Annotated in this window: 23 protein-coding genes; 21 read left to right on the forward strand and 2 right to left on the reverse strand. The window is 72.4% G+C overall.

What is annotated here, in order from left to right; genetic code table 11:
* Positions 1–151 precede the first annotated feature (151 nt).
* From C3486_RS08195 to C3486_RS08215, 5 genes are all read left to right on the forward strand, one after another.
* On the forward strand, positions 152–1,240 hold the full coding sequence (locus tag C3486_RS08195) for a sugar kinase (protein ID WP_308461229.1): 1,089 nt from the start codon (positions 152–154) through the stop codon (positions 1,238–1,240).
* Between the two features lie 73 nt (positions 1,241–1,313).
* On the forward strand, positions 1,314–2,090 hold the full coding sequence (locus tag C3486_RS08200; protein WP_103831915.1) for an IclR family transcriptional regulator: 777 nt from the start codon (positions 1,314–1,316) through the stop codon (positions 2,088–2,090).
* Positions 2,091–2,097: 7 nt separating this feature from the next.
* Positions 2,098–2,508, forward strand: a complete 411-nt coding sequence (locus C3486_RS08205) for a RidA family protein (RefSeq protein WP_103831916.1) — start codon at positions 2,098–2,100, stop codon at positions 2,506–2,508.
* A gap of 174 nt (positions 2,509–2,682) precedes the next feature.
* On the forward strand, positions 2,683–4,155 hold the full coding sequence (locus C3486_RS08210; protein ID WP_103831917.1) for a GntP family permease: 1,473 nt from the start codon (positions 2,683–2,685) through the stop codon (positions 4,153–4,155).
* 93 nt (positions 4,156–4,248) lie between these two features.
* The gene (locus C3486_RS08215; protein ID WP_103831918.1) at positions 4,249–5,148 is read left to right on the forward strand and encodes a trypsin-like peptidase domain-containing protein; all 900 of its coding nucleotides are present in this window, start codon (positions 4,249–4,251) and stop codon (positions 5,146–5,148) included.
* A gap of 136 nt (positions 5,149–5,284) precedes the next feature.
* Here the strand turns inward: C3486_RS08215 and C3486_RS08220 are convergent, their stop codons facing one another.
* Positions 5,285–6,265, reverse strand: coding sequence for a chitinase (locus C3486_RS08220; protein ID WP_181138477.1), 981 nt, complete (start codon positions 6,263–6,265; stop codon positions 5,285–5,287).
* 619 nt (positions 6,266–6,884) lie between these two features.
* Here C3486_RS08220 and C3486_RS08225 point away from each other — a divergent pair.
* The 15 genes from C3486_RS08225 to C3486_RS08295 all read left to right on the forward strand — a co-directional run bounded on the left by C3486_RS08225 (position 6,885) and on the right by C3486_RS08295 (position 19,972).
* Positions 6,885–7,769, forward strand: a complete 885-nt coding sequence (locus tag C3486_RS08225; RefSeq protein WP_181138478.1) for a hypothetical protein — start codon at positions 6,885–6,887, stop codon at positions 7,767–7,769.
* 155 nt (positions 7,770–7,924) lie between these two features.
* The gene (cpaB, locus tag C3486_RS08230; protein WP_103831920.1) at positions 7,925–8,629 is read left to right on the forward strand and encodes a Flp pilus assembly protein CpaB; all 705 of its coding nucleotides are present in this window, start codon (positions 7,925–7,927) and stop codon (positions 8,627–8,629) included.
* A gap of 8 nt (positions 8,630–8,637) precedes the next feature.
* Positions 8,638–9,936: an AAA family ATPase gene (locus tag C3486_RS08235; RefSeq protein WP_103831921.1), complete on the forward strand. Its 1,299-nt coding sequence runs from the start codon at positions 8,638–8,640 to the stop codon at positions 9,934–9,936.
* A gap of 66 nt (positions 9,937–10,002) precedes the next feature.
* Positions 10,003–10,335, forward strand: a complete 333-nt coding sequence (locus C3486_RS08240) for a TadE/TadG family type IV pilus assembly protein (protein ID WP_308461230.1) — start codon at positions 10,003–10,005, stop codon at positions 10,333–10,335.
* Between the two features lie 3 nt (positions 10,336–10,338).
* Entirely contained in the window at positions 10,339–10,719 is a 381-nt protein-coding gene (locus C3486_RS08245; protein WP_103831923.1) for a TadE family protein, read from the forward strand.
* Entirely contained in the window at positions 10,716–12,062 is a 1,347-nt protein-coding gene (locus C3486_RS08250) for a CpaF family protein (protein WP_103831924.1), read from the forward strand. The genes C3486_RS08245 and C3486_RS08250 overlap by 4 nt, the downstream gene beginning before the upstream one ends.
* A 47-nt stretch (positions 12,063–12,109) precedes the next feature.
* Complete coding sequence (locus C3486_RS08255; protein WP_103831925.1) at positions 12,110–13,048, forward strand: type II secretion system F family protein; 939 nt, start codon at positions 12,110–12,112, stop codon at positions 13,046–13,048.
* An 11-nt stretch (positions 13,049–13,059) separates the two neighbouring features.
* The gene (locus tag C3486_RS08260) at positions 13,060–13,929 is read left to right on the forward strand and encodes a DUF5936 domain-containing protein (protein WP_103831926.1); all 870 of its coding nucleotides are present in this window, start codon (positions 13,060–13,062) and stop codon (positions 13,927–13,929) included.
* Between the two features lie 32 nt (positions 13,930–13,961).
* Positions 13,962–15,353: a sensor histidine kinase gene (locus tag C3486_RS08265; protein ID WP_258052660.1), complete on the forward strand. Its 1,392-nt coding sequence runs from the start codon at positions 13,962–13,964 to the stop codon at positions 15,351–15,353.
* Between the two features lie 14 nt (positions 15,354–15,367).
* The gene (locus tag C3486_RS08270) at positions 15,368–16,576 is read left to right on the forward strand and encodes a response regulator transcription factor (RefSeq protein ID WP_258052661.1); all 1,209 of its coding nucleotides are present in this window, start codon (positions 15,368–15,370) and stop codon (positions 16,574–16,576) included.
* A gap of 224 nt (positions 16,577–16,800) precedes the next feature.
* Entirely contained in the window at positions 16,801–17,043 is a 243-nt protein-coding gene (locus tag C3486_RS08275; RefSeq protein WP_103831982.1) for a Flp family type IVb pilin, read from the forward strand.
* A complete protein-coding gene (locus C3486_RS08280) occupies positions 17,040–17,732 on the forward strand; it encodes a pilus assembly protein TadG-related protein (RefSeq protein ID WP_103831983.1) in 693 nt (230 codons plus the stop codon). Before C3486_RS08275 ends, C3486_RS08280 begins: the two co-directional genes overlap by 4 nt.
* 45 nt (positions 17,733–17,777) lie before the next feature.
* Entirely contained in the window at positions 17,778–18,392 is a 615-nt protein-coding gene (locus C3486_RS08285) for a hypothetical protein (protein WP_146074975.1), read from the forward strand.
* Between the two features lie 3 nt (positions 18,393–18,395).
* The gene (locus C3486_RS08290) at positions 18,396–19,010 is read left to right on the forward strand and encodes an OmpA family protein (RefSeq protein WP_103831929.1); all 615 of its coding nucleotides are present in this window, start codon (positions 18,396–18,398) and stop codon (positions 19,008–19,010) included.
* 230 nt (positions 19,011–19,240) lie between these two features.
* Positions 19,241–19,972, forward strand: coding sequence for an Imm52 family immunity protein (locus C3486_RS08295; protein WP_103831930.1), 732 nt, complete (start codon positions 19,241–19,243; stop codon positions 19,970–19,972).
* A gap of 66 nt (positions 19,973–20,038) precedes the next feature.
* Here the strand turns inward: C3486_RS08295 and C3486_RS08300 are convergent, their stop codons facing one another.
* Positions 20,039–20,482 (reverse strand): DUF192 domain-containing protein, encoded by a 444-nt coding sequence (locus tag C3486_RS08300; RefSeq protein ID WP_103831931.1) that lies wholly within the window; start codon positions 20,480–20,482, stop codon positions 20,039–20,041.
* A 158-nt stretch (positions 20,483–20,640) separates the two neighbouring features.
* On the opposite strand from C3486_RS08300, the gene C3486_RS08305 reads away from it, so the two are divergent.
* Positions 20,641–21,474: an A24 family peptidase gene (locus tag C3486_RS08305; protein WP_103831932.1), complete on the forward strand. Its 834-nt coding sequence runs from the start codon at positions 20,641–20,643 to the stop codon at positions 21,472–21,474.
* The last annotated feature ends 381 nt before the right edge of the window (positions 21,475–21,855 follow it).

Genomic DNA, 21,855 nt, shown 5'->3' on the forward strand with positions numbered 1-21,855 from the left:
TGCAACATCTGCAACGCCCATTGCGCATATCGCTGAATGCTGTCTAGCATCCGATTCATCGTCGGGTCAATGGTGAGAAACCGGGAGCTGAACAGCCGCTCGCCACACCAGCAGGGCCCGCAGCACACACCGCGAGGAGCAGGGAAACACCGTGACCACAGCGACCACGCCACCGCACGTCACCACCGACGTCGTCTGCCTGGGCGAGTCCATGGTCACCTTCCTGCCCGCGCGCCCCGGCAGACTCGCCGACGTGCACTCCTGGGACCGCGGCATCGGCGGCGCCGAGTCCAACGTGGCCTGCGCGCTGGCCGCCATCGGGCACCCCGCGCGGTGGCTCTCCCGGGTCGGCACGGACGGCTTCGGCGACCACCTCCTGGAGACCATCGCCGCGCACGGGGTCGACGTGAGCCACGTCCAGCGCGACCCGCGGCGCCCCACCGGCATCTACTTCCGTACGGCGGGGGAGCGGGCCACCGGCGCGGAGGCGGAGGCCGACGGGCAGCAGCTCGCCGAGGTCGTCTACTACCGCGCGGGCTCCGCCGCCTCGGCGCTCACCCCGGAGCTGCTGGACGAGCGCGCCCTGTGGGACGCGCGCGTTGTACACGTAACCGGCATCACCGCCGCCCTCTCCGACGGCTGCCTCGACGTCCTGAAGACGATCACCGAGCGGCGCCCCGGACGCCCGCTGGTCTCCTTCGACCTCAACTACCGCGTCGGCCTGTGGCAGGACCGCGCCGCGCAGGCCCCCGGCCTCCTCCTCGGCCTCGCCCGCGGCTGCGACCTGGTCTTCGTCGGCGAGGACGAGGCCGCTGCCGCCTGGGACGTGCACGGCCCCGCCGCCGTGCGCGAAGCGCTCCCCGAGCCCGGCGTCCTCGTCGTCAAGCAGGGCGCCGAGGGCGCCACCGTGTACGAGCGGCAGCCGGACGGCTCCGACACCGTGACCTTCGCGCCCGCGCTCAGGGTCGAGGTGGCGGCCCCGGTCGGCGCGGGCGACGCCTTCGCCGCCGGGTTCCTCTCCGCGACCCTGCGCGGCCTGCCCGTCTTCGACCGGATCCGGCACGGCCACCTGATGGCCGCCGCCTCCCTCACCGTCCCCGGCGACCTGGGCGTCCCGCCCGCCCGCGCGCTCGCCGACCACCTCGTCGCGCTCACCCCCGAGGAGTGGGGGACACTGCGACTCGGCCCCGGATGGACGGAGACCGGGGCCGAGGAAGTACGGGTGGAGGTCCCCTCATGAGTGAGCGAAGCGAGCGAGTCATCGAAAGGTGCGTGCCCGGCTCATGCCGGGCCGAGCGCAGCGAGGTTCGAGCATGAGTCAGACAGTCGACCGCGCTTTGAGCATCCTGCCGCTGCTCGCGCAGGGACCGGCCAACCTGGAGCAGGTCGCCGACCGGCTGGGCGTGCACAAGTCCACGGCCCTGCGGCTGCTGCGCACCCTCCACGAGCACGGCATGGTCTACCGCCAGGCCGACCAGCGCTACCGCCTGGGCGCCCGGCTGTTCGCGCTCGCCCAGGAGGCCGTGGAGAACCTCGACGTCCGCGACATCGCCCACCCCCACCTCGTCGAGCTCAACGAGAAGGTCGGCCACACCGTCCACCTCGCGGTGTACGAGGAGAACGAGGTCCTCTACATCGACAAGGTCGAGAGCCGCTACCCGGTACGGATGTACTCGCGGATCGGCAAGCCCGTCGCGATCACAGTCGCCGCCGTCGCCAAGCTGCTGCTCGCCGACCTCCCCGAGCCGGAGCGCCGCGCGGTCGCCGAACGGCTCGAATACCCCCAGTACACGGCCCGTTCCACGCCGGACGCCACGGCCTTCCTGGCCGAGCTGGCCAAGGTGCGCGAACAGGGCTGGGCCACCGACCTCGGTGGCCACGAGGAGTCCATCAACTGCATCGGGGCACCCATCCGCGGTGCGGACGGGCGGCTGGTCGCGGCGATGTCGGTCTCCGCGCCGAACGTCGTCGTCTCCGCCGAGGAACTCCTCGCACTGCTCCCGCTGGTGCGCCGTACCGCGGACGCCATCAGCCGGGAGTACTCCGGCAACGGCCCGGTAAGAACCCCACAGGACCACAAGGAAGCCTGAGAACCACATGACCGAGAAGATCGCCCTCACCCCGGCCACCCACACCACCCCGCCCGCCAAGTTCTCCCACGGCGTCAAGAAGGGCAACATCCTCCAGGTCGCCGGGCAGGTCGGCTTCCTCCCCGCCGAGGAGGGCAAGGCCCCCACCCCCGCGGGCCCGACCCTGCGCGAGCAGACCCTGCAGACCTTCGCCAACGTCAAGGCGATCCTCGAAGAGGGCGGCGCGACCTGGGACGACGTCATGATGATGCGCGTCTACCTCACCGACGTCGACCACTTCGCCGAGATGAACGAGATCTACAACGCCTACTTCGAGGAGCAGGGCCTGAAGGAGGCGCCGGCCGCGCGTACGACGGTGTACGTCGGCCTGCCCAAGGGCCTGCTCATCGAGATCGACGCGCTCGCCGTCCTGAGCTGAGCCGCGTCCCCCTCTCCTCCCGCTTCCCCACGGAAAGAGGCCCCGGTCCCTTGCCGTTAGCGCGAGTCCACCCCCCGCACGTCCTGCCGCACGGCGCGGCGTCCCGTACCGACGGGGCGCCGTGCCGCGGTCCCCCCTGCCTGGAAACCCCCTGCCTGACAACGGAGTCCTGCCATGTTCCTCGCCGCGGCCCCCACCCCAGCGCCACCACCGCACACCGGCGGACTGCTCGCGCTGATACCCGGCACCCCCGGTCTGCTCACCGTCGCAGCGCTCGGCATCGCCCTGCTGCTCGTCCTCATCATCAAGGTCCGGCTGCAGCCCTTCGTCGCGCTGCTCGCCGTCTCCATCGCGGTCGGCCTGGCCGCCGGCCTCTCCGTCACCGAACTCTTCGGCACCGTCCAGAAGTCCGACGTCGTCTCGATGATCGAGAGCGGCATGGGCGGCATCCTCGGACACGTCGCCATCATCATCGGCCTGGGCACCATGCTCGGCGCGATCCTCGAGGTCTCCGGCGGCGCCGAGGTGCTGAGCGCCCGGCTGCTCCGCCTCTTCGGTGAGAAGCGCGCGCCCCTCGCGATGGGCCTGACCGGCCTGATCTTCGGTATCCCGGTCTTCTTCGACGTCGGCATCTTCGTGCTCGCGCCGATCGTCTACGCGGCCGCCAAGCGGTCCGGCAAGTCGGTCGTGCTCTACGCCATGCCGCTGCTGGCCGGCCTGTCCATGACCCACGCGTTCCTGCCGCCGCACCCGGGCCCGGTCGCCGCGGCGGGCCTGTTCAAGGTCGACCTCGGCTGGATCATCCTGATGGGCCTGCTCTGCGGCATCCCGGCCGTGCTGGCCGCCTGGGCGTACGCCGCGTGGATCGGCAAGCGGGTCTTCGTGCCCGTCCCGCAGGACATGGTCGAGGCCGCCGACGAGGCCAAGGCCGCGGTCGCGGCGGAGAAGGCGGCGGCGGGCATCGCCGCCGACGAGAAGCCGGTGCCGCTGGGCACGGTGCTCGCCATCATCGGTACGCCGCTGATCCTCATCCTGCTGGCGACGTTCTCCTCCATCGCGCTGGCGCCGTCCTCCGGGCGCTCGGTCATCGAGTTCTTCGGGCACCCCTTCACCGCGCTGACCATCGCGCTGCTGCTCGCGTACTACCTGCTGGGCATCCGCCGCGGCTGGTCCCGCAAGTCCCTGGAGACGGTCTCCACCGCCTCCCTGAAGCCGGTCGGCAACATCCTGCTGGTCGTCGGCGCCGGCGGCATCTTCGGCGCGGTCCTCAAGGGCAGCGGCGTCGCGGACGCGCTCTCCGACACCTTCCACGACGTGGGCCTGCCGGTCATCGTGCTGGCCTGGCTGCTGTCCGTCGTGCTGCGGGTGGCCCAGGGCTCCGCCACGGTCGCCATCGTCACCACCGCCGGCATCGTCCTGCCCCTGGTCGAGGCCCAGCACCTCTCGCAGCCGCACCTGGCCCTGGTCATCATGGCCATCTCGGCGGGCTCGATCTTCGCCTCGCACGTGAACGACGGCGGCTTCTGGATGGTCGCGAAGTACTTCGGGATCTCCGAGCGGGACACCCTCAAGACCTGGACGGTGCTGGAGTCCGTGCTCTCCGTCGCGGGCTTCGTGGTCGCCGCTCTGGTCAGTCTGGTGGTCTGACGCACCATTGCCTTACCGCCCCGGCGCCCGGAGTATGTGCATGACAAGACCGGGGGGTGAAACCTCCGGTTCGCATATCGGAGAGGACCCCACATGCACAGACCTCTCAGCGGCGCTCTCGCCGGCGCCGTACTGGGCGCGGCCGCCCTCGTCGGCGCCGGGGCAGGGCCCGCCGTCGCCGACGCGCACCTGCCCGGCGGCGGCGGACAGCCCGTGGCACAGCAGGCGTCCCCGCACAAGGCGAAGCCCCTGGCGGGGGACTTCGCCGGGACGGTGGCGCTCAGCAACTGTTCGGGTTCGGTGGTGCGGCTGCCGGACTCGCAGGACACCGACAAGGCGCTGGTCCTCTCCAACGGCCACTGCCTGGAGTCGGGCATGCCGGGGGCCGGCGAGGTCATCGTCGACCAGCCGTCCAGCCGGAGCTTCACCCTCCTCAGCGCGACCGGCAGCAACAAGGGCACGGTCCGGGCGAGCAAGGTCGCGTACGCGACGATGACGGACACCGACGTCTCGCTCTACGAACTCACCTCGACCTACGCCGACATCCAGAAGAAGTACGGGATCAAGGCGCTGCAGCTGGCGACCGAGCACCCCGCCAAGGGCGCCTCGATCAAGGTCGTCTCCGGCTACTGGAAAAAGGTCTACTCCTGCGGCATCGACGGCTTCGCGCCGACGCTGAAGGAGGGCGAGTGGGCCTGGAAGGACTCGGTCCGCTACACCTCCGCCTGCCACACGATCGGCGGCACCTCGGGCTCGCCGGTGATCGACACCGCCACGGGCAAGGTCGCGGCCGTGAACAACACCCTCAACGAGGACGGGGAGCGCTGCACCCTGAACAACCCCTGCGAGGTGGCCGCCGACGGCACGGTGACCGTGCACCAGGGCATCGGCTACGCCCAGGAGACGTACGGCATACCGAAGTGCTTCGGCACGGGCAACAAGCTCGACCTGGGCCGGGAGGGCTGCACCCTGCCGAAGCCGGCCGGCGAGTGACGCCTCCCGCACGCCGCGCCGACGGCTGAACGGAGCGGGGCCCGCCGCCGGCGGAAGGCCGGTGGCGGGCCCGTTCGCGGGCGGTGGGGTGACCCGCGGGTGTGGGGGGTGGCCGGGGGAGGCGGGTGACCGCCCGTCAGGAGAGGCCGTGCACGTGCTTGCCGACCTCGTTCGCGAAGGCGTCGCCGTTCGCCGCGTCCCAGTTGGTCGACCAGGTCATCGCGCCCCGCAGGCCGGGGTAGGTCTTCTCCGGCTTGAACGTGCCGCAGCCGGTGCCCTTGGTGAGACAGTCCAGCGCGGCGTTGACCACGGACGGTTCGACGTATCCGCTGCCGGCCGCCTTCGGGGAGGCCGGTACGCCGATTCCGACCTGTGACGGATCCAGGCCGTTCTCCAGCTGGATACAGGCCAGCGAGGTGAGGAAGTCCACCGAACCCTGGCTGTAGGTCTTGCCGTCGCAGCCGTTCATCGAGCCGCTGTTGTAGTACTGCATGTTGACGACCGTGAGGAAGTCCTTGATGGCCAGCGCCGTCTTGAAGTACTCGTTCTGCGGGGACTGCATGTCGATGGTCTGCGGCGCCATCGTCACCACGAGGTCGTCGTGCGCGGCGTGCAGCGACTTCAGCGCCTTGGTCATGTAGGTGGAATTGAGGCCGTTCTCCAGGTCGATGTCGACGCCGTCGAAGCCGTATTCCGTCATCAGCTTCCCGACGGAATCCGCAAAGTTCTGCGCGGAGGCGTCGTCGGCGACCGAGACCGCGCCCTTCTCGCCGCCGACCGAGATGATCACGGACTTGCCGGCCGCCTGCTTGGCCTTGATGTCCGCCTTGAAGTTGGCCGCCGAGGAGTAGCCCAGCGCCGGGTCGAGGGTGAAGCCGACCTGGCCCGGCGTACCGGTGGCGTCGGCGAAGGCGACCGCGATGATGTCGTACGCGTCGGGCACGTCCTTGAGTTTCTGGACGGTGGCGCCGTTGTCGAAGTTCTGCCAGTAGCCGGTGAGCGCATGGGCAGGTGGGGCGGCCTGGGCCGGCTGGACGGCGCCGGCCGCCGTCAGTCCGGCGGTGGTCAGCGCGGCGGCGGCCAGGCAGCCGAGCAGTCTCTTGGTGCGCGTGAACATTCGTGAACGTGCGCGAACCACAACAGCCTCCGTGGGGGGAAGTCGGATGTTACGGAGTGCGCGCTCAGGGGCCCCTGTGTGCTGCCGTACAACGTGGTCCAGACCAATGGTTCTGTCAAGAGCCCCGTACGAATGGGGAATTGATCGAGATCCCGTTCGGCGGCGGATTCCGCTGCCGCGGCCGTGAATTCCAAGTGCTTCCCGCTGCGCGGAGTTCCTTTCGGGAAAAGGGGTGGAATTCCGGCGGCGTCGCGGGGGCGCGAAGGGGGCGGAAAGGTGGTGAACAGGGCGTAATGACGAGGCTTTCCGCGGGTGTTGTGCGCCGGCACGGCGCAACTGAACGGGAGATAGCGCCACTTGTCGGGCATGGCGCGTAATGACCGGTGCGCACCTGCGGATGCACGTGCATTTGCGCGTTCCGCTTCGGCGGCCGTGGACAGATCACGGTTGATCGGTAAATGATCTCCGGAATGGTTACCGTGAGAGCGCTGTGGTGGCGGCCTCCGGAGCCGGGTAAGTGTTTTCTGATGACCGGTACGCGGCTAAAGTCTGCGGAAGACAGGACACCGCAGCGAGGGAAGTTGTGGAGCGAGTGACGTGGTGAAACGGGGACACACACATGCCGACCGCGATAGCAGTCACCAGTCCTGATCTGGTGCTCGCGCCGCCCGACCGGATCACGCCCCCGGCGCACGTGCTCGGCCCCCCGGAACGCCAGTCGCTGGACGACGCCCTCTCCCAGATGCACTTCCTGCTGGAACAGCACGGCCACGTCCTCGTGGTCCACTCCCGCGCCGTGCCGCGGGAACACGTACGCCGCCTCCAGACCCTCCGCGCCGTCCTGGAGAGCGAGCGGGTCGCGCTCGTCAGCAGCGACCTGCCGCCGCTCGGCGTCGCCCTGCTGGTCCGTCAGTTACGCCAGCTCTCCGCCTGCGACGTGGGCCCCGGCGTCCTGGGCGCGGCCGCCCGGCTGCTCACGTACTACCTCCACGCCGGCGCGCTGCTGAACAGCGTGACCCGGCTCGACGCCGTGCCCGTCAGCCTCAAGGCGCACGCCAGGTCCTGGGTCCCCGGCTCGCAGTTCGCCGTGCTGGCCCACCCCGCCCCGCACTTGATCACGCCGGGCACGGAGGGCGCCCGGCTGCCGGGCCCCGAGTTCGCCACCGAGCTGACGGTGGCCCAGGGCCAGTTCACCTCCGAGTGGCTGCGTACCCTCGCCCGCCAGTGGTCCGTGCAGGCCGTGCGGCAGGCCGAGCTGCCCGCGGAGTCCGCGCGGTGGTGGGGCACCGGCCGGCTCACCGAGTTCGCGGCCGGCATCGCCGACACCGCCGTGCTCGCGCAGCTGGTGGCCTCCGTACAGCGCTTCCCCTGCCCCTGGTGCGGCCTGGAACTGATCGGTGACCGCTGCGCGTTCTGCGCCGCCTCCGCGCTCCCCGCCGAACCCGCCGCCCCCTCCGGCACCGCCGCTTCCGGCGGAGCCGGACCGTCCGGCCGGTCGCGGTAGCGGCCATCCGGTGCGGCGGCCACAGTGGGCACATGGACGGATTACTCGGCGAGGGCGGTACACCGCCCGGTCACGGGTCCACCGCACCTGCGCGACCAGCACGCCCCGTACCACCCCGCTCTCCGTAACCGCCCTGAACGAGGTAGTCCCCAGCCATGAACTCACGCCAGCGCCGCGGCATCGTCCTGCTGCTCCTGTCGGTCCTGTGCGCATTCGGCGCCTTCGCGGGCGTCCTGTCGGTGATCAGCGACGTGGAGTCCAAGGTGGGCCCCGAGGTCACCGCCTATGAGCTCAAGGACGACGTCGCCGCGTACAAGACCCTGCAGGCGGGGCAGTTCCGGCAGATCCGGATGCCCGAGCGCTGGCTGCCCAGAACGGCGGTACGGGACCTGGACCAGGTGGTGGGCAGGATCGCGGTCAATCCGCTGCGCAAGGGCTCGCTGCTGCAGACCGACATGGTCGCCGACCGGCCGGCGCTCCAGCCGGGCCAGCAGGAGATCGCGATCATGATCGACGCGGCGACCGGCGTGGCCGGCAAGATCACGCCAGGCGCCTCGGTCAACATCTACGCCACCTTCGCCGGCAAGGACGGCGACCCCGACAGCTCCAAGGTCATCGTCAGCAACGCCAAGGTCATCGACGTGGGCCGGCTCACCCCGCTCAAGCCCAGGCCGGGCGAGGCGGCGAACGGCGGCGGCGAGGCCGTGCCGATCACCTTCGCGCTGAAGACCCCCGACGCGCAGCGCGTGGCGTACGCGGAGTCCTTCGCCACCCATGTACGCCTGGCGCTGGTCGCGCCGGGCAGCGACGCCACCATCCCGAAGGACCAGCGGGACTACACCCTGGCCGGGGACAAGTGAGGTAACGGATGGTCACACGAATCCTCCCGGCCGTCGGCGACACCGAAGCCGCCCGCTCGGTGACGACGCTGCTGAGCCAGCTGCCGGACGCCGAACCCGCCGGGCCCGTCACCGACTCGACGCTGCTGCTCGACACCCTCGGGCAGCTCGCCGACGAGTCGGTCGCCGACCTGCCGGAGGTCGTCCTCGTCCACGAGCGCATCGGCCCGCTGCCGGCGCTGGAGCTGGTCCGCGAGGTGGCCCTCCGCTTCCCGGCGGTCGGCGTGGTGCTGCTGACCGCCGACACCGGGCCCGGGGTGTACTCCGCCGCCATGGACGCCGGCGCCCGCGGCGTCGTCGGGCTGCCCCTGTCGTACGACGAGCTCTCGGCCCGGCTGCAGGCCGCGTCCCACTGGGCGACCGGCGTGCGCCGCCACCTCACGGCCGACCCCGCGCTGCCGGCCGGCGCCGGCGGCACCGTCATCACGGTCAGCGGCGCCAAGGGCGGCGTCGGGACCACGACGCTCGCCGTGCAGCTGGCCCTCGCCGCCCGGTCGGTGGGCACTCAGGTGGCGCTGGTCGACATGGACCTGCAGAACGGCGACGTGGCGTCCTACCTCGACGTGCAGTTCCGCCGCTCGACGGCCGACCTGGCCGGCATCAAGGACATCACCCCGCGCGTCCTGCAGGACGTGGTCATGCACCACGAGACGGGCCTCGGGCTGCTGCTCGCGCCGGCCGAGGGCGAGCGCGGCGAGGAGGTGGACGACCGGACCGCCCGGCAGATCGTCCACGCGCTGCGCAGCCGCTACCACGTGGTGATCGTCGACTGCGGCTCCCAGCTGACCGGCGCGAACGCCGCCGCCATAGAGATGGCCGACGGCGCGGTGCTGGTCGTCACCCCCGACGTGGTCACCGTACGGGCCGCCAAGCGCACCGTCCGCATGTGGGACCGGCTCCAGGTGCGCAAGGCCGAGGACACCCTCGCGGTGGTCAACCGGCACACCCGCGGCACGGAGATCCAGCCGCCGCTGGTCCAGCGGATCGTCGGCACCCCGGTGGCCCGTACGGCCGTGCCCGCCGGCTTCAAGGAACTGCAGCCCGCTGTCGACTCGGGCCGGATGCAGGACCTGGACGACCGCGGCACGGTCAAGCAGGCGATGTGGGCGCTGGCCGGCGAACTGGGCCTGGGCCGGGGCCCGGAGGACGGCCCGGCCGGGCACGGCCGCAGCCGGCGCGGCCGGTACCGCAACGACCGCGGCTCCATCGGCTTCCGGCGGCGCCGCGGCGGTGCCCCGGCCGACGCCAGACCGGCAGGGGAGGGCTGACCGATGACGGCCTGGCGGGTACGTGCCGCGCGGCGCCTGCGACGGACGCGGGAGGACCGGGGGCAGGTGGCGGTCGAGTTCCTCGGCATGCTGCCGCTCGTCCTGGTCACCCTCGTGGTGCTGTGGCAGTGCGCGCTGGTCGGCTTCACGTACACGCTGGCCGGCAACGCCGCCGACCAGGCGGCGCGCGCGGGAGCCGCGGGCGGTGCGGGCGCGTGCGCGCGCGGCGGCCGGTCCGACCTGGGCGCCAGCTGGCGCGCCTCCGCGCGGATCGGCTGCGGCGAGGCCCCCGGCCTCTACCGGGCCCGGGTCACGCTGGCCGTACCGGTGCTCTTCCCCGGCGCCGTCGCCTTCCCGTTCCGGGTGACCGGCGAGGCCGCCGCCGCGAAGGAGGACTGACCCATGGGCGTGCGCACCGGACGGCGGGGCGACCGGGGACAGACGGTCGTGGAGTTCATCGGCATGCTGCCGGTCCTGATCCTGGTCGGCCTGGCCCTGGTCCAGTTCGGCATCGCCGCGTACGCGATCCAGCAGACCGGCACGGGCGCGCGGGCCGCGGCCCGCACCGCGGGGCTGGACGAGCCGGAGATCGGTTACGCCGAGGCGGGGAAGGCCGCGATGAGCGGCTGGATCGCCGACGGGGCCGCCTTCACGGAACGGGCCGGGCCGGACGGGGTGACCGTCACCGCGCGGGTGCCGATCCCCTCGATCATCCCGTTCGTGGACCTCGGCGCCACCTCGAAGACCGTGACCATGCCGCGTACGAAGGAGTCGGCACCATGAGCCTGAGAGCGCGCATCAACGCTCCCGAGGCCCCCAACGGGCAGCAGGAGGAGAACCACCTCGTCGCCGTCTACCGCGGCAAGCTGCTGGAGGAGATCGACCTCGCGGAGATGTCCTCGCTGGCCGCCGCCGAGCGGCGGGCCCGGCTGGAGCGCGTACTGGGCCACATCATCAGCCGCGAGGGCCCGGTGCTCTCCACCCACGAGCGGGCCATGCTCATCCGCCGCGTCGTCGACGAGGCGCTCGGCCTGGGCATCCTCGAACCGCTCCTGGAGGACCCCTCGATCACCGAGATCATGGTCAACGGACCCGACCAGATCTTCGTCGAGCGGGCCGGCAAGGTCGAGCTGCTGCCGCTCCGCTTCGCCTCCAACGAGCAGCTGATGCAGACCATCGAGCGGATCGTCTCCACCGTCAACCGGCGGGTGGACGAGACCAATCCGATGGTCGACGCGCGGCTGCCCTCCGGCGAGCGGGTCAACGTCATCATCCCGCCGCTCGCGCTGTCCGGCGCCGCGCTCACCATCCGCCGCTTCCCCCGCTCCTACACCCTCCAGGAGATGATCGGCCTCGGCTCGCTCGACGAGCACATGCTGATGCTGCTGGCGGGCCTGGTCCGGGCGAAGTTCAACATCGTCGTCTCCGGCGCGACCGGCTCCGGCAAGACCACGCTGCTCAACGCGCTCTCCGGGCTGATCCCCGAGGGCGAGCGCATCATCACCATCGAGGACTCCGCCGAGCTCCAGCTCCAGCAGACGCACGTCATCACGCTGGAGGCCCGCCCCGCCAACGTCGAGGGCAAGGGCCGGATCACCATCCGCGACCTGGTGCGCAACTCCCTGCGGATGCGCCCCGACCGGATCATCGTCGGCGAGGTGCGCGGCGGCGAGACCCTGGACATGCTCCAGGCGATGTCCACCGGCCACGACGGCTCGCTGGCCACCGTGCACGCCAACAGCGCCGAGGACGCGCTGATGCGGCTGCAGACCCTGGCGTCCATGTCCGAGGTCGAGATCCCGTTCGTGGCCATCAAGGATCAGATCAACAGCGCGCTGGACGTGCTCGTCCAGCTCACCCGGCACGCCGACGGCACCCGCAAGATCAGCGAGATCGCGATCGTGGACTCACGCGGCCGCGAGGACTACCGGATCGTCTCGGTCGCCCGGTTCGTGCCGCAGCCGATCGGCGCCGACGGCCGGGTGCACGGCGCGTTCGAGTACTACCCGCTGCCCCGCCGGGTCGCCGAACGCCTCTACCTGAAGAACGAACCGATACCGGCCGCCTTCGGCGTCGCCGCCGACGCCGGCCAGCTCGTCGCACGCCCCGGCGAGTACCCCGCCTGACCTCTCCGCCCGTCCCCGTCCCCCTTCCGGAGGAAGCCCCCGCCACCATGGACAACCTCGCGCTCCTGACGATCGGCGCCACGCTGCTGTGCTGCCTGCTCGCCGTCCTCGGCGTCCACGCCGTCGCCTCGGGCCGGGCGCAGCACGCCGCGCTGGTCGAGCGGCTCGACCGGGCGGGGCAGGTCCGCGCGCCGGCCCGCCGCCGCGCCTTCCACGGCCTGGACCGCAGGCTCCGCCGCACCCGGTTCGGCAAGCGGCTGGAGATCCGGCTCGCGGCCACCGGGCTGGACGTCACGCCCGGCGCGTTCTTCGTCGCCATGGTCGCCGCCGTCCTCGGACTGTGGCTGCTGGCCACCGCGCTGCTCGCGCCGTTCTTCGGGCCGATCGCGGGCGCCGCGGGCCTGTGGGGCGCGTTCGCGTACCTCAACTGGCAGCGGCAGAAGCGCACCGAGCGGTTCATCAACCAGCTCCCCGAGCTCTCCCGGGTCCTCGCCAACGCCACCCAGGCCGGCCTGGCGCTCCGTACCGCCCTCGCGATGGCCGCCGAGGAGCTGGAGGCACCGGCCGGCGAGGAGCTGGGCAAGGTCGCCGACCAGCTCGCCATCGGGCACTCCGTGGAGGACGCGCTCGGCGCGCTCGCCGAGCGGCTGCCCTCCCGCGAACTGGTCGTCCTGGTCACCACGCTGGTGCTGTCCAACCGGGCCGGCGGCACCGTCGTCAGCTCGCTGCGCAACCTCACCGAGACGCTGGAGGAGCGCAAGGAGACCCGCCGCGAGGTCCGTACCCAGCTGTCGCAGGTCACCGCCACCGGCTACATCGTCCCGCTGATGGGCCTGGGCGCGCTGCTGGTCATGAACAACATCTGGCCCGGCGCACTGGACAAGATCACCGGCAGCGTGCTGGGCCAGGGCGCGATCCTCGTCGCGCTCGCCCTGTACGCGCTGGGCTTCTTCCTCGTCCGCCGGCTCGGCAAGATCGACGTCTGAGAGGCCGCACCATGGCACTCCTCCTCGCCCTCCTCCTCGGCCTCGCCGTCCTCGGCGCCGTGTACGGCTGGCGGCTGTACCGCTCCGAGGCCAGGCTCCCCGGCGACCTCGCCGTCGCGCTGGAGGTCGGCTCCTCCCGCACCGGCGCCGCGCACTCGCTCATCGACCGGCTCGGCATGCGGTACGCGCCGGCGGTGCTGCGGCTGATGGGCCCCAAGCGCGTCGACCGGCTGCGCAAGCGGATCGACATGGCCGGCAACCCCGGCGGCCTCACCGTCGACCGCTACGCGGCCCGCCGCTTCGTCTACGGCGTCACCGGCGCGCTCGGCGCCCTCGCGATGGCCGCCAACGGGCAGCCGGTGCTCGCGCTGCTGATGATCGCGTTCGGCGCCTTCTGGGTGGAGGTCTCCCTCTGGTCCGCCATCCGGCAGCGCAAGGAGGCCATCGAGCGCACCCTCCCCGACTTCCTCGACGTCCTCGCCGTCGTGGTCTCCGCGGGGCTCGGCTTCCGCCAGGCCCTGGACCGCACCGCCGAGAAGTACCAGGGCCCCTGGTCCGACGAGCTGCGCATCACCCTGCGCCAGATGGACATGGGCGTCAGCCGCCGCCAGGCGTTCGAGGAGCTGCGCCGGCGCAACGACTCCGAGCAGGTCGCCATGTTCGTCACCGCCCTGCAGCAGGGCGAGGAGCTGGGCGCGCCGATCGTCGACACGCTCATCGCCATCGCCAACGACATGCGCCGCACGGACGCCCAGAACGCCCGTCGCAAGGCGGCCAGGGCGGTGCCGAAGGCCACCACCACGATCACCATGGTCATGGTCCCGGCCACCATCCTGCTCATCGGCGCCGGCATGTTCCTGGGCTCGGGGCTGCTGGAATGAGGCGCGGCGCGGCGCGGCAGGACCGTCGGCGGGTGGCCTTCCGGCGGGGGAGCGCCGCGTCCATCACCGCGGGCGGACCGCTGCCGCACGGCCCGGAGGCCACCGCGGTGCCGCCCGAGGAACCCACCCTCCGGCTCCAGATAAGTGCCCTCCAGGCGCTGTGCCGGCAGGTGTTCGGCTTCCGGCTCGCGATGATCGCGCTCGCCGCGCCGTTCGCCATCCTCGGCACCAAGCGCGGCTGGCCGACCGTGCTGATCTGCTCCGCCGTCCTGTTCACCTTCATGGCCTCCTACCTGCTCTTCCGCGACTGGGAGCGGTTCGGCCCCCTGCTGCTGCGCCACCCCCTCCTGCTCGCGCTGGACGCTGCCTTCGGCGCGCTCCTGCTCTTCACGGCCTCGCCCGCCAGCCCGCTCAGCTACGTCACGATCTGCACGCCGTTGCTGGCCGGACTGGCCTACGGCTGGCGCGGCGCGGGCGTCTTCGCCTCCCTCACCGTCTGCATCGTGCTGCTGGCGTACGTGGGCGACGCCGACCTCGACGTCACGCTCGCCGGCTCGACCTTCCTGCCCGGCGTCTGCGTCCTGGCCGGCGCGGTCGGTGTCACCCTGCGCAACCTGATGCTGCGGTTCGGCGCCGCCGGGGAGGCGCTCACCGAGACCCGCTCGCGGCTCGCCGTCCACGAGGCCGTGGAGTCCGAACGCGCCCGCCTCGCGCGCGAGATGCACGACTCGGTCGCCAAGACCCTGCACGGCCTGGCGCTGGCCGCCGACGGCCTGGCCGCCTCCGCCGACCGGACGGACCCGGCGACCGTCAAGCGCCAGGCCGAGCTGGTCTCCCGCGCAGCCCGCCGGGCCGCGGCCGAGTCCCGCGAACTCCTCTCCGACCTGCGGCGCGAGACCGGCCTGGACGGCGGCGTCGACCTCGTCGGGGAACTCTCCGCGAAGGTCGCCGACTTCGCCCGCCGCGCGGACATCCCGGCCCGCTGCCGCCCCCTCGGCGAAGGCCCCGCGCCCCAGGTCCCGCACGCCATCGCCCGCCAGCTGCTCACCATCGCCGGCGAGGCCATGGAGAACGCCCGCCGGCACGCGGCGCCCAGCCGCCTGGACGTCGCGGCCGGCGTGGTCGAGAGCAGCCTGCGCATCAGCGTGTACGACGACGGCCGCGGCCTGCCGCCCGGTACGACCCTGGAGGACCTGCGCAGGGCCGGCCACTTCGGCCTGGTCGGCATGGTGGAACGGGCGGCCGGCATCGGCGCCCGCATCCGCATCGGCCGCGGCCGCGCCACGAAGGGCACCGAGGTCCGGGTGGAACTGCCGCTGGCCGCGGTGGTGCCGAAGCCCCCGGGACCGCCCTTCGTACCAATGCCAGGGAAACCGCCCGTGCCGGTGCCCGAGAAACCGTCCCGTCCCCCCGCCAGGCCGTGAGAGGAGGCCGTGCCATGCCGGAATTCCGTGAGCCGGGCGGAGCGCCCGCCACCGATCCGCTCGCACTCGTCGGCGATCCGTTCGTCTTCGGTGACCCCTTCGGCTTCGGCGCCGAAGACCCGTTCGCCTTCCCGGAGGCGAATCCCTTCATCGAGGGGGAGCCCTTCGGGGAGGGGAGAGGCGGGGACGCGGAGCCGTTCCCCGGCGGGGCCGCGCCGGAACCGCCCGCGCCGCTGCGGGTGGTGGTCGCCGACGACAACCCCGTCGTACGGGCCGGCCTCACCGTCCTGCTCTCCGGGCGCCCGGACATCCGGGTGGTCGCGGAGGCCGCCGACGGCCGGGAGGCGTACGAGGCGGCCCGGCGGCACCGCCCCGACGTCGTCCTGCTGGACGTCCGCATGCCCGGCGTCGACGGCATCGCGGCCCTGCCGCACCTGGTCCGCCTCGCGCCGGTCATGATGCTGACGTACAGCCGGGAGAGCGAGATCGTACGGGAGTCGCTGCGGCTCGGCGCGGGCGGCTATCTGGTGCACGGCGAGTTCACCGCGGACGAACTGGCCGCCGCGGTACGGGACATCACCGAAGGGCGGGCCCGCTTCACGGCGACGGCCAGCAACGCGCTGCTGGACCACGTGCGTTCGGCGCCGCCCGCACCGGGTACCGGCAGTGCGGGCCCGGCGGCGTACGGAACCGGCACCGCGGGCCCGGCGTACGGAACCGGCCAAGGAGCCGGGGCTTCACCTTCCGGCCAACGCCGGGGCGCACCGGACGAATGCGCTGCTCCTGCAAATGGCAATTCCAGTCAGAATGGCCCGGCGCCCGGCGTCAATCAGCAGTATTGCGGGGTGCAGTCGGTCTCGAATTCATCGCGACCCTCGCAAACCACTTCGCAACCGCAAGTTGATATGGCACAGTCTGCGACTGGGCCGCAGCAGGCGACCCCCGTCGTCCCCGCACAGCGGGACCGTGAGGACCGTGCCCCACGGTCCCGGCGGGGAAACGGTACGGACCGGTTCGGGCTGAGCCATCGCGAGGTGGAGGTGATGGAACTGATCGCGGCAGGCATGACCAACGCGCAGATCGCCGCCACGTGCTTCATCAGCGAGAAGACGGTGAAGAACCACATCAACCGGATCTTCACCAAGCTGCCCGCCACCAGCCGCAGCCAGGCCATCGCCGTCTGGCTCGGCACCGCCCGAGGGGGAACGCAGAGCCATGGCTGAACGGGGCAGGGCCCGCCCGGCCCGCCGCGCGCCCGGCGCCCATGCCGGGATTTGGGCCCGGGATTGGGCCTGCGGGCCCATGCCGGGTGCGGGTGATCCGGCGTACCTTTCCGGGGACGCCGGCGGTACCGGCCGCGCGGACGCGGCCGACGCGACGACGGTCGGCGTGGAAGCTCGCACGCAGGCCGGCGTCGGACCTGCCGGACCCGGAGGAGAACATCACCATGAACCAGCGGATGCTGAAGGCCACGACCGCCACCCAGGTGCACATCGGTTCCTGGCGGGACGCCTGCGTTCAGCGGATGTTCGGCCGGGAGCGCTCCAAGGGGCAGACCGCGGTGGAGTACATCGGCATGATCGTGGTGGTCGTGGCGATCATGGCGGCGATCGCGGGGTTCACGGACATCGGCACCACGATCAAAACGAAGATCAAGGAAGCCATCAGCAGTGTGAAGACCGGCGGCTGAACCGTGCCGCGGCGCGGCAGCGCCGTGCGTTAGACGAGTCCGGGCAGGCCCTCCCCATCTACATCACGGTGGTGGCGGGCCTGCTTTTTCTCGCTTTCGCCTATTTCGCGGTGGGCCAGGCCGCTGCGTCCCGGAACGGTGCCCAGTCCGCGGCCGACGCGGCGGCGCTCGCCGCTGCCCAGGACGCCCGCGAGCAGTTGCGTGACGGCCTGTTCGCCTCCCTCGACGAGCCCGCCGACTGGCCGCTCTACCTTCAGGGCGAGCTCTACGACGCGGCCCGGGCGTGCCTGGCGGCCGGGAGCTTCGCGGCCCGCAACGACGCCGAGGTGGCCGGCGCCGGCTGCCGCCAACTGGAGGACCAGCGGCAGGGATTCACCGTACGGGTACGCACCACCGGCGGCATGGGTGCGTCCGTCATCCCGGGCACCGAGCACGAGCAGTCGGAGGCCAGGGCCACCGCGGTCATCGAGCCGAAGTGCGCCCTGCCCGAAGAGGAGCCGGGTGAGGACGGTGACGGTGACGCGAGCCCGGCGCCCGGCGCGGACGACGAGGACAAGGACCCCGGCCCCGGGCAGCTGAAGCTGACGTGCGACGGCCAGGAGTGGTCCATCGATCCCGGTGAACCGGATCCCACGCGCCCCGGATACCCGCGCGCAGCGGACCTGTTCGCCGTAAGGCTTGCCGACTGAGCCCGCTCGTGGCTGACGGCGCGAAGACGAGTAGAGGACGAGTTCATGAGTATGTGGCAGATCACCCGGGCGCGACGGACGGTGGCCGCCGCCTCCCTCGCGGCGGCACTCGCCTTCACGCTGTCCGCCTGCGGCGAGGACGGCAACCGCAGCGCGAACACCGTCGCCGGTCAGGGTTCCGAGAGCGGGCAGGGGGACGACCGCGCACGGCAGCCGAAAGAGCCGGAACAGCCCGAGAAGCCCGACGACAGCAAGGTGATCGCCACGCTGCAGGGAGCGGACGGCATCAGCCTCGACGTCACCTCGGCGACCCGCGACTCCGGGGGCTTCGTCACCGTCAACGGCGTCATCAAGAACAGCTCCGACACCGAGTACTTCGGCACGGACTTCTGGACGGGGCCCGAACTCGCCCTGCAGAAGGGCGCGGGCGGCGGCTCCCTGGGCGGCGCCTCACTGATCGACAAGGCGGAGAAGAAGCGGTACTACACCCTGCGGGACACCGAGGACCGGCCGCTGACGACGCTCGGCCTCTCCAGCATCAAGCCGCGGTCGGAGAACCGGGTCTTCATGCAGTTCCCGGCGCCGCCGAAGAGCACCACCGAGGTCGACCTGCAGATCCCCACCTTCCAGTCCGCCTCGCTCACGCTCACGGACGCGTGACCGATGAGGACCGCATACCGGAAGCGCACGCCCGCGCTCCTGCTCTCCACCGTGCTGGCGACGGGGGTGACGATCGGCACCGCACCGACGGCGCTCGGGGACGACGTACCGCCGGCCCCTTCCGTCTTCATCGGCAAGGTGGACGTCAACGACCCCGACCTCAAGCTCCCCGAAGGGAAGACGCTCGCCGCGCCCAAGGTGCTGGACATCAAGACCGTCGTCGGTGACGAGCGCGGTACGGAGCAGCGCGAGGACTCCAACTCCGACGTGAAGTTCCAGCTGCAGGCCGAGGTGCTGTTCGGCAAGGACAGCGCGAAGCTGTCGGACGTGGCCAACGACCGCATCCGGCAGATCGCCGCCGAGATCGAGAAGCAGCAGGCCACGCACGTGACCGTGGCGGGCTTCACGGACGACCTCGGCTCCGCCGAGCACGGCCTGAAGCTGTCCAAGGAGCGGGCGAACGCCGTGCAGCGGGAGCTGAACGAGGACCTGAGCGGCAGCGCCATCACGTTCGAGATCCGCGGTTACGGCGAGGACGCGCCCGTCGCGAGCAACGACACGGAAGCGGGCCGCGAGAAGAACCGCCGCGTGGAGGTCTCCTTCCCGCGGGCCGACTGACCGCGGCCCCGGCCGCGGCACTGAACGGCACCGGCGTCCGTGACGGGCGCCTCGATGTGAAGACGCACCACATATCCCCTGAAGGTGGTGAAGAAGGAGCAGGCCGGACTCGACGCGGCCGGGGGGCGGATGACAGCGTGCATCCGGACCGGGCGAGCGCCGGCCTGATGGCTGCCGTACGTGCCGGACGCAACAAACGGCAACATACGGAACAGCGGAGTGGAGCTCACATGGCACTGGATCTGACGGTCGGCGGTGTCTGGGGGCCGCGGCAGGAGAGCCCCGACCAGCTCGCCGAGCGCTGGCTGCGGCTCCTGAGGCGGCTGGCGAAGACCGCGCCGGAGGACTTCGCCGGCTGGCGGGCCGAGGCGGTCGGGCAGGCCGAGGAGCTGCCCGAGAACGTCGACGCCGGATGGCTGGCGTCGTACCTGGAGCGCGTCAACCCGCAGGACGACGCCGCCACGATCGGGTACTCCGCCGTGCTGGTCGCGGCCTGCCCCGGCCGGCCGATCGTCACCCTCAGCGTCGGGGCCGGCGGGACGCCGCAGTTCGCCCCGCAGACCGCGGTCCTCACCGTGCGGTCGGCCGACCTCGACGACGACGCGCCGCTGGTCACCCGGCTCCCCGAGGTGCTCACCGCGATCGCGGAGTGCTGGGACGCGGACTGGGGCGAGATCACCGACGACGAGATCCTGGGCGCGCTGGAGAAGGAGTACGAGCTGGACAGCTCCACGCCGCGCTGCGGCCGCGCCGTCTACCTCTCCAGCGGCCGCCGGTCGGTCGTCCCGGACGACGTGCCCGGGCGCCGGTCGGTCACCGAGAACGGCGGCCTGGTCATCGACCTCGGCCGCCCCGACGGGACAGCGCCGGACGCCGACCACGTGCTCGCGGTCAACGGCCTGCTCCGCAAGGCCGGCGCGCTGGAGGAGCTGCCGTACCCGCTGGACCGCGCCAAGTGGTGACGGCGGCCCGTCCGCTCACTCCGCGGCGCTCCCGCCGCTCTCAGAGCCGATAGGCCCCGGCACCCGTCACGTCTCGACCGTCAGGCGGGTGCCGGGCCGCAGGCCCCACGTGGTCATCGCCCCCGCCTCGGCCTCCAGGACGTGCCGGGAGCGCGGCCGGGGGCGGCCCAGCCGGTTCGGCCGCATGGTGCGGACGGCGAGCACGGTCAGCTCGCGGTCCAGGTACGCGACGTCGATCGCGAAGCGCATGCGGAACGTGTGGATGCTGCTCGCCGGCGTCAGCAGGAGCGCCCCGTCGATGCCGTCCCGGCCCAGCAGGCCGCGGGTCCGCGCACGGTAGGACGCCGCGATCTCCAGGGGCACCGACCCGGGCGCGCCCGCGCCGCCGTCCCCGGCCCCGGGCGCGCCCGCGCCGCCGTCCCCGGCCCCGGGCGCGCCCGCGCCCCCGCCGCCGTCTCCGACCGCTGCCGCGATCCGCAGCCTTCCCCGCCCGTCGTGCCATCTGCCCATCGGTCTCCCCTCCCGTACGCCGCGGTCCGCCCGGCCGGGCCGGGATGCTACCGCCGCGGCACGCCGCGTGCGGCCGGTGCGGCCGAGGGGGCCCATGGTCGCCCGGGTTGGGTCCCAGGGCCCATGACCGGGACGGTTTCCGGCCGTAGGTTCAAGGGGTGCATCCGCTCCTGACCGTCCTCGCCGCCGGGTACGGCGCCGCCGCCGGGCTGCTCGTGCCGCGCGCCGCGTACCGGCTGGCCGTCGAGCCCGAGGAGGACCGGCGTGCGACGTGCCCGCGGGGGCACCTGATCACCGGCCCGGCGCGCGGCTGGCTCGGCCTCGCCCGCTGTCCGGACGGCGCGGGCGTGCCGCGGGGCGCCGAGGCGGCGCTCGCCGCGGCCGACGGCGCCACGCCCGGCACCGTCCCCGTGCCGGCCCCGCCGGTCCCCGCGCCCTGCCGTGCCTACGGCCCCGCGCGTACCGCCGCGCCGCTCGTCACCGCGGTGGCCTGCGCGCTGCTGGCCGCGGCCGCCGGGCCCCGGCCCGAGCTGGCCGTGTGGCTGCTGCTCGCGCCGGTCGCGGTGCTGCTGGCGACGGTCGACGCGGCCGTGCACCGGCTGCCGGACGTGCTGACGCTGCCGGCCGCCGGGGCCGTCGCCGCGCTCCTCGGGGCCGCCGCGCTGCTGCCCGGCCACCGCGGCTCGTGGACCGGCGCGCTGCTGGGCGGGGCCGCGCTCACCGCCGGGTACTTCGTGCTGTTCCTCATCCGGCCCGACGGGCTGGGCTTCGGGGACGTGAAGCTGGCACTGACGCTGGGCGTCGTGCTCGGCTGGTACGGCTGGGGCGTGCTCTTCCTGGGCGCCTTCGCCGGCTTCCTGCTGGGCTCGGTCTACGGCGTCGGAATGATCATCGTGCGGCGCGCCGGCCGGAAGTCCGCGCTGCCCTTCGGCCCGTTCATGGCGCTCGGCGCGCTGCTCGGCCTGCTGCTCGGGGCGTACGGCGCCGGGTGAGGCCCCGGCGGCGCCGCGGCCCCGTGGGGCAACAGGGGTAATTGCGCGGCGCGAGAAGGGAAGTTGGCCGGGAAGATAGTACATATGGGGGGTATGTGCCCTATGGTCGTTTCCGCACCGCTCGCACGCGGTCGGCTGGAAGCGCATCACGCGGTCCGCTCATCCGCTCCCGACGGGGCGGGGGCGGTCCGGGGTGACGAGCCACCAGCTGGCGCGCGGGACGCCGGCGCGGTGCTGCCCGGCAGGGCAGACCCTGAGGACGTGACGATTGGGGGCCGCGAGGACCGAGACGGAACGACCTTTCGACGACCGGCAGAGTCCATGCAGGAACCGGGCGAGTCAGGTACGACCACCGGGAAGTCCGGTCATGCCTCGCGCTCC

The sequence above is a fragment of the Streptomyces sp. Ru73 genome (assembly GCF_002920575.1).
GTDB lineage: Bacteria > Actinomycetota > Actinomycetes > Streptomycetales > Streptomycetaceae > Streptomyces.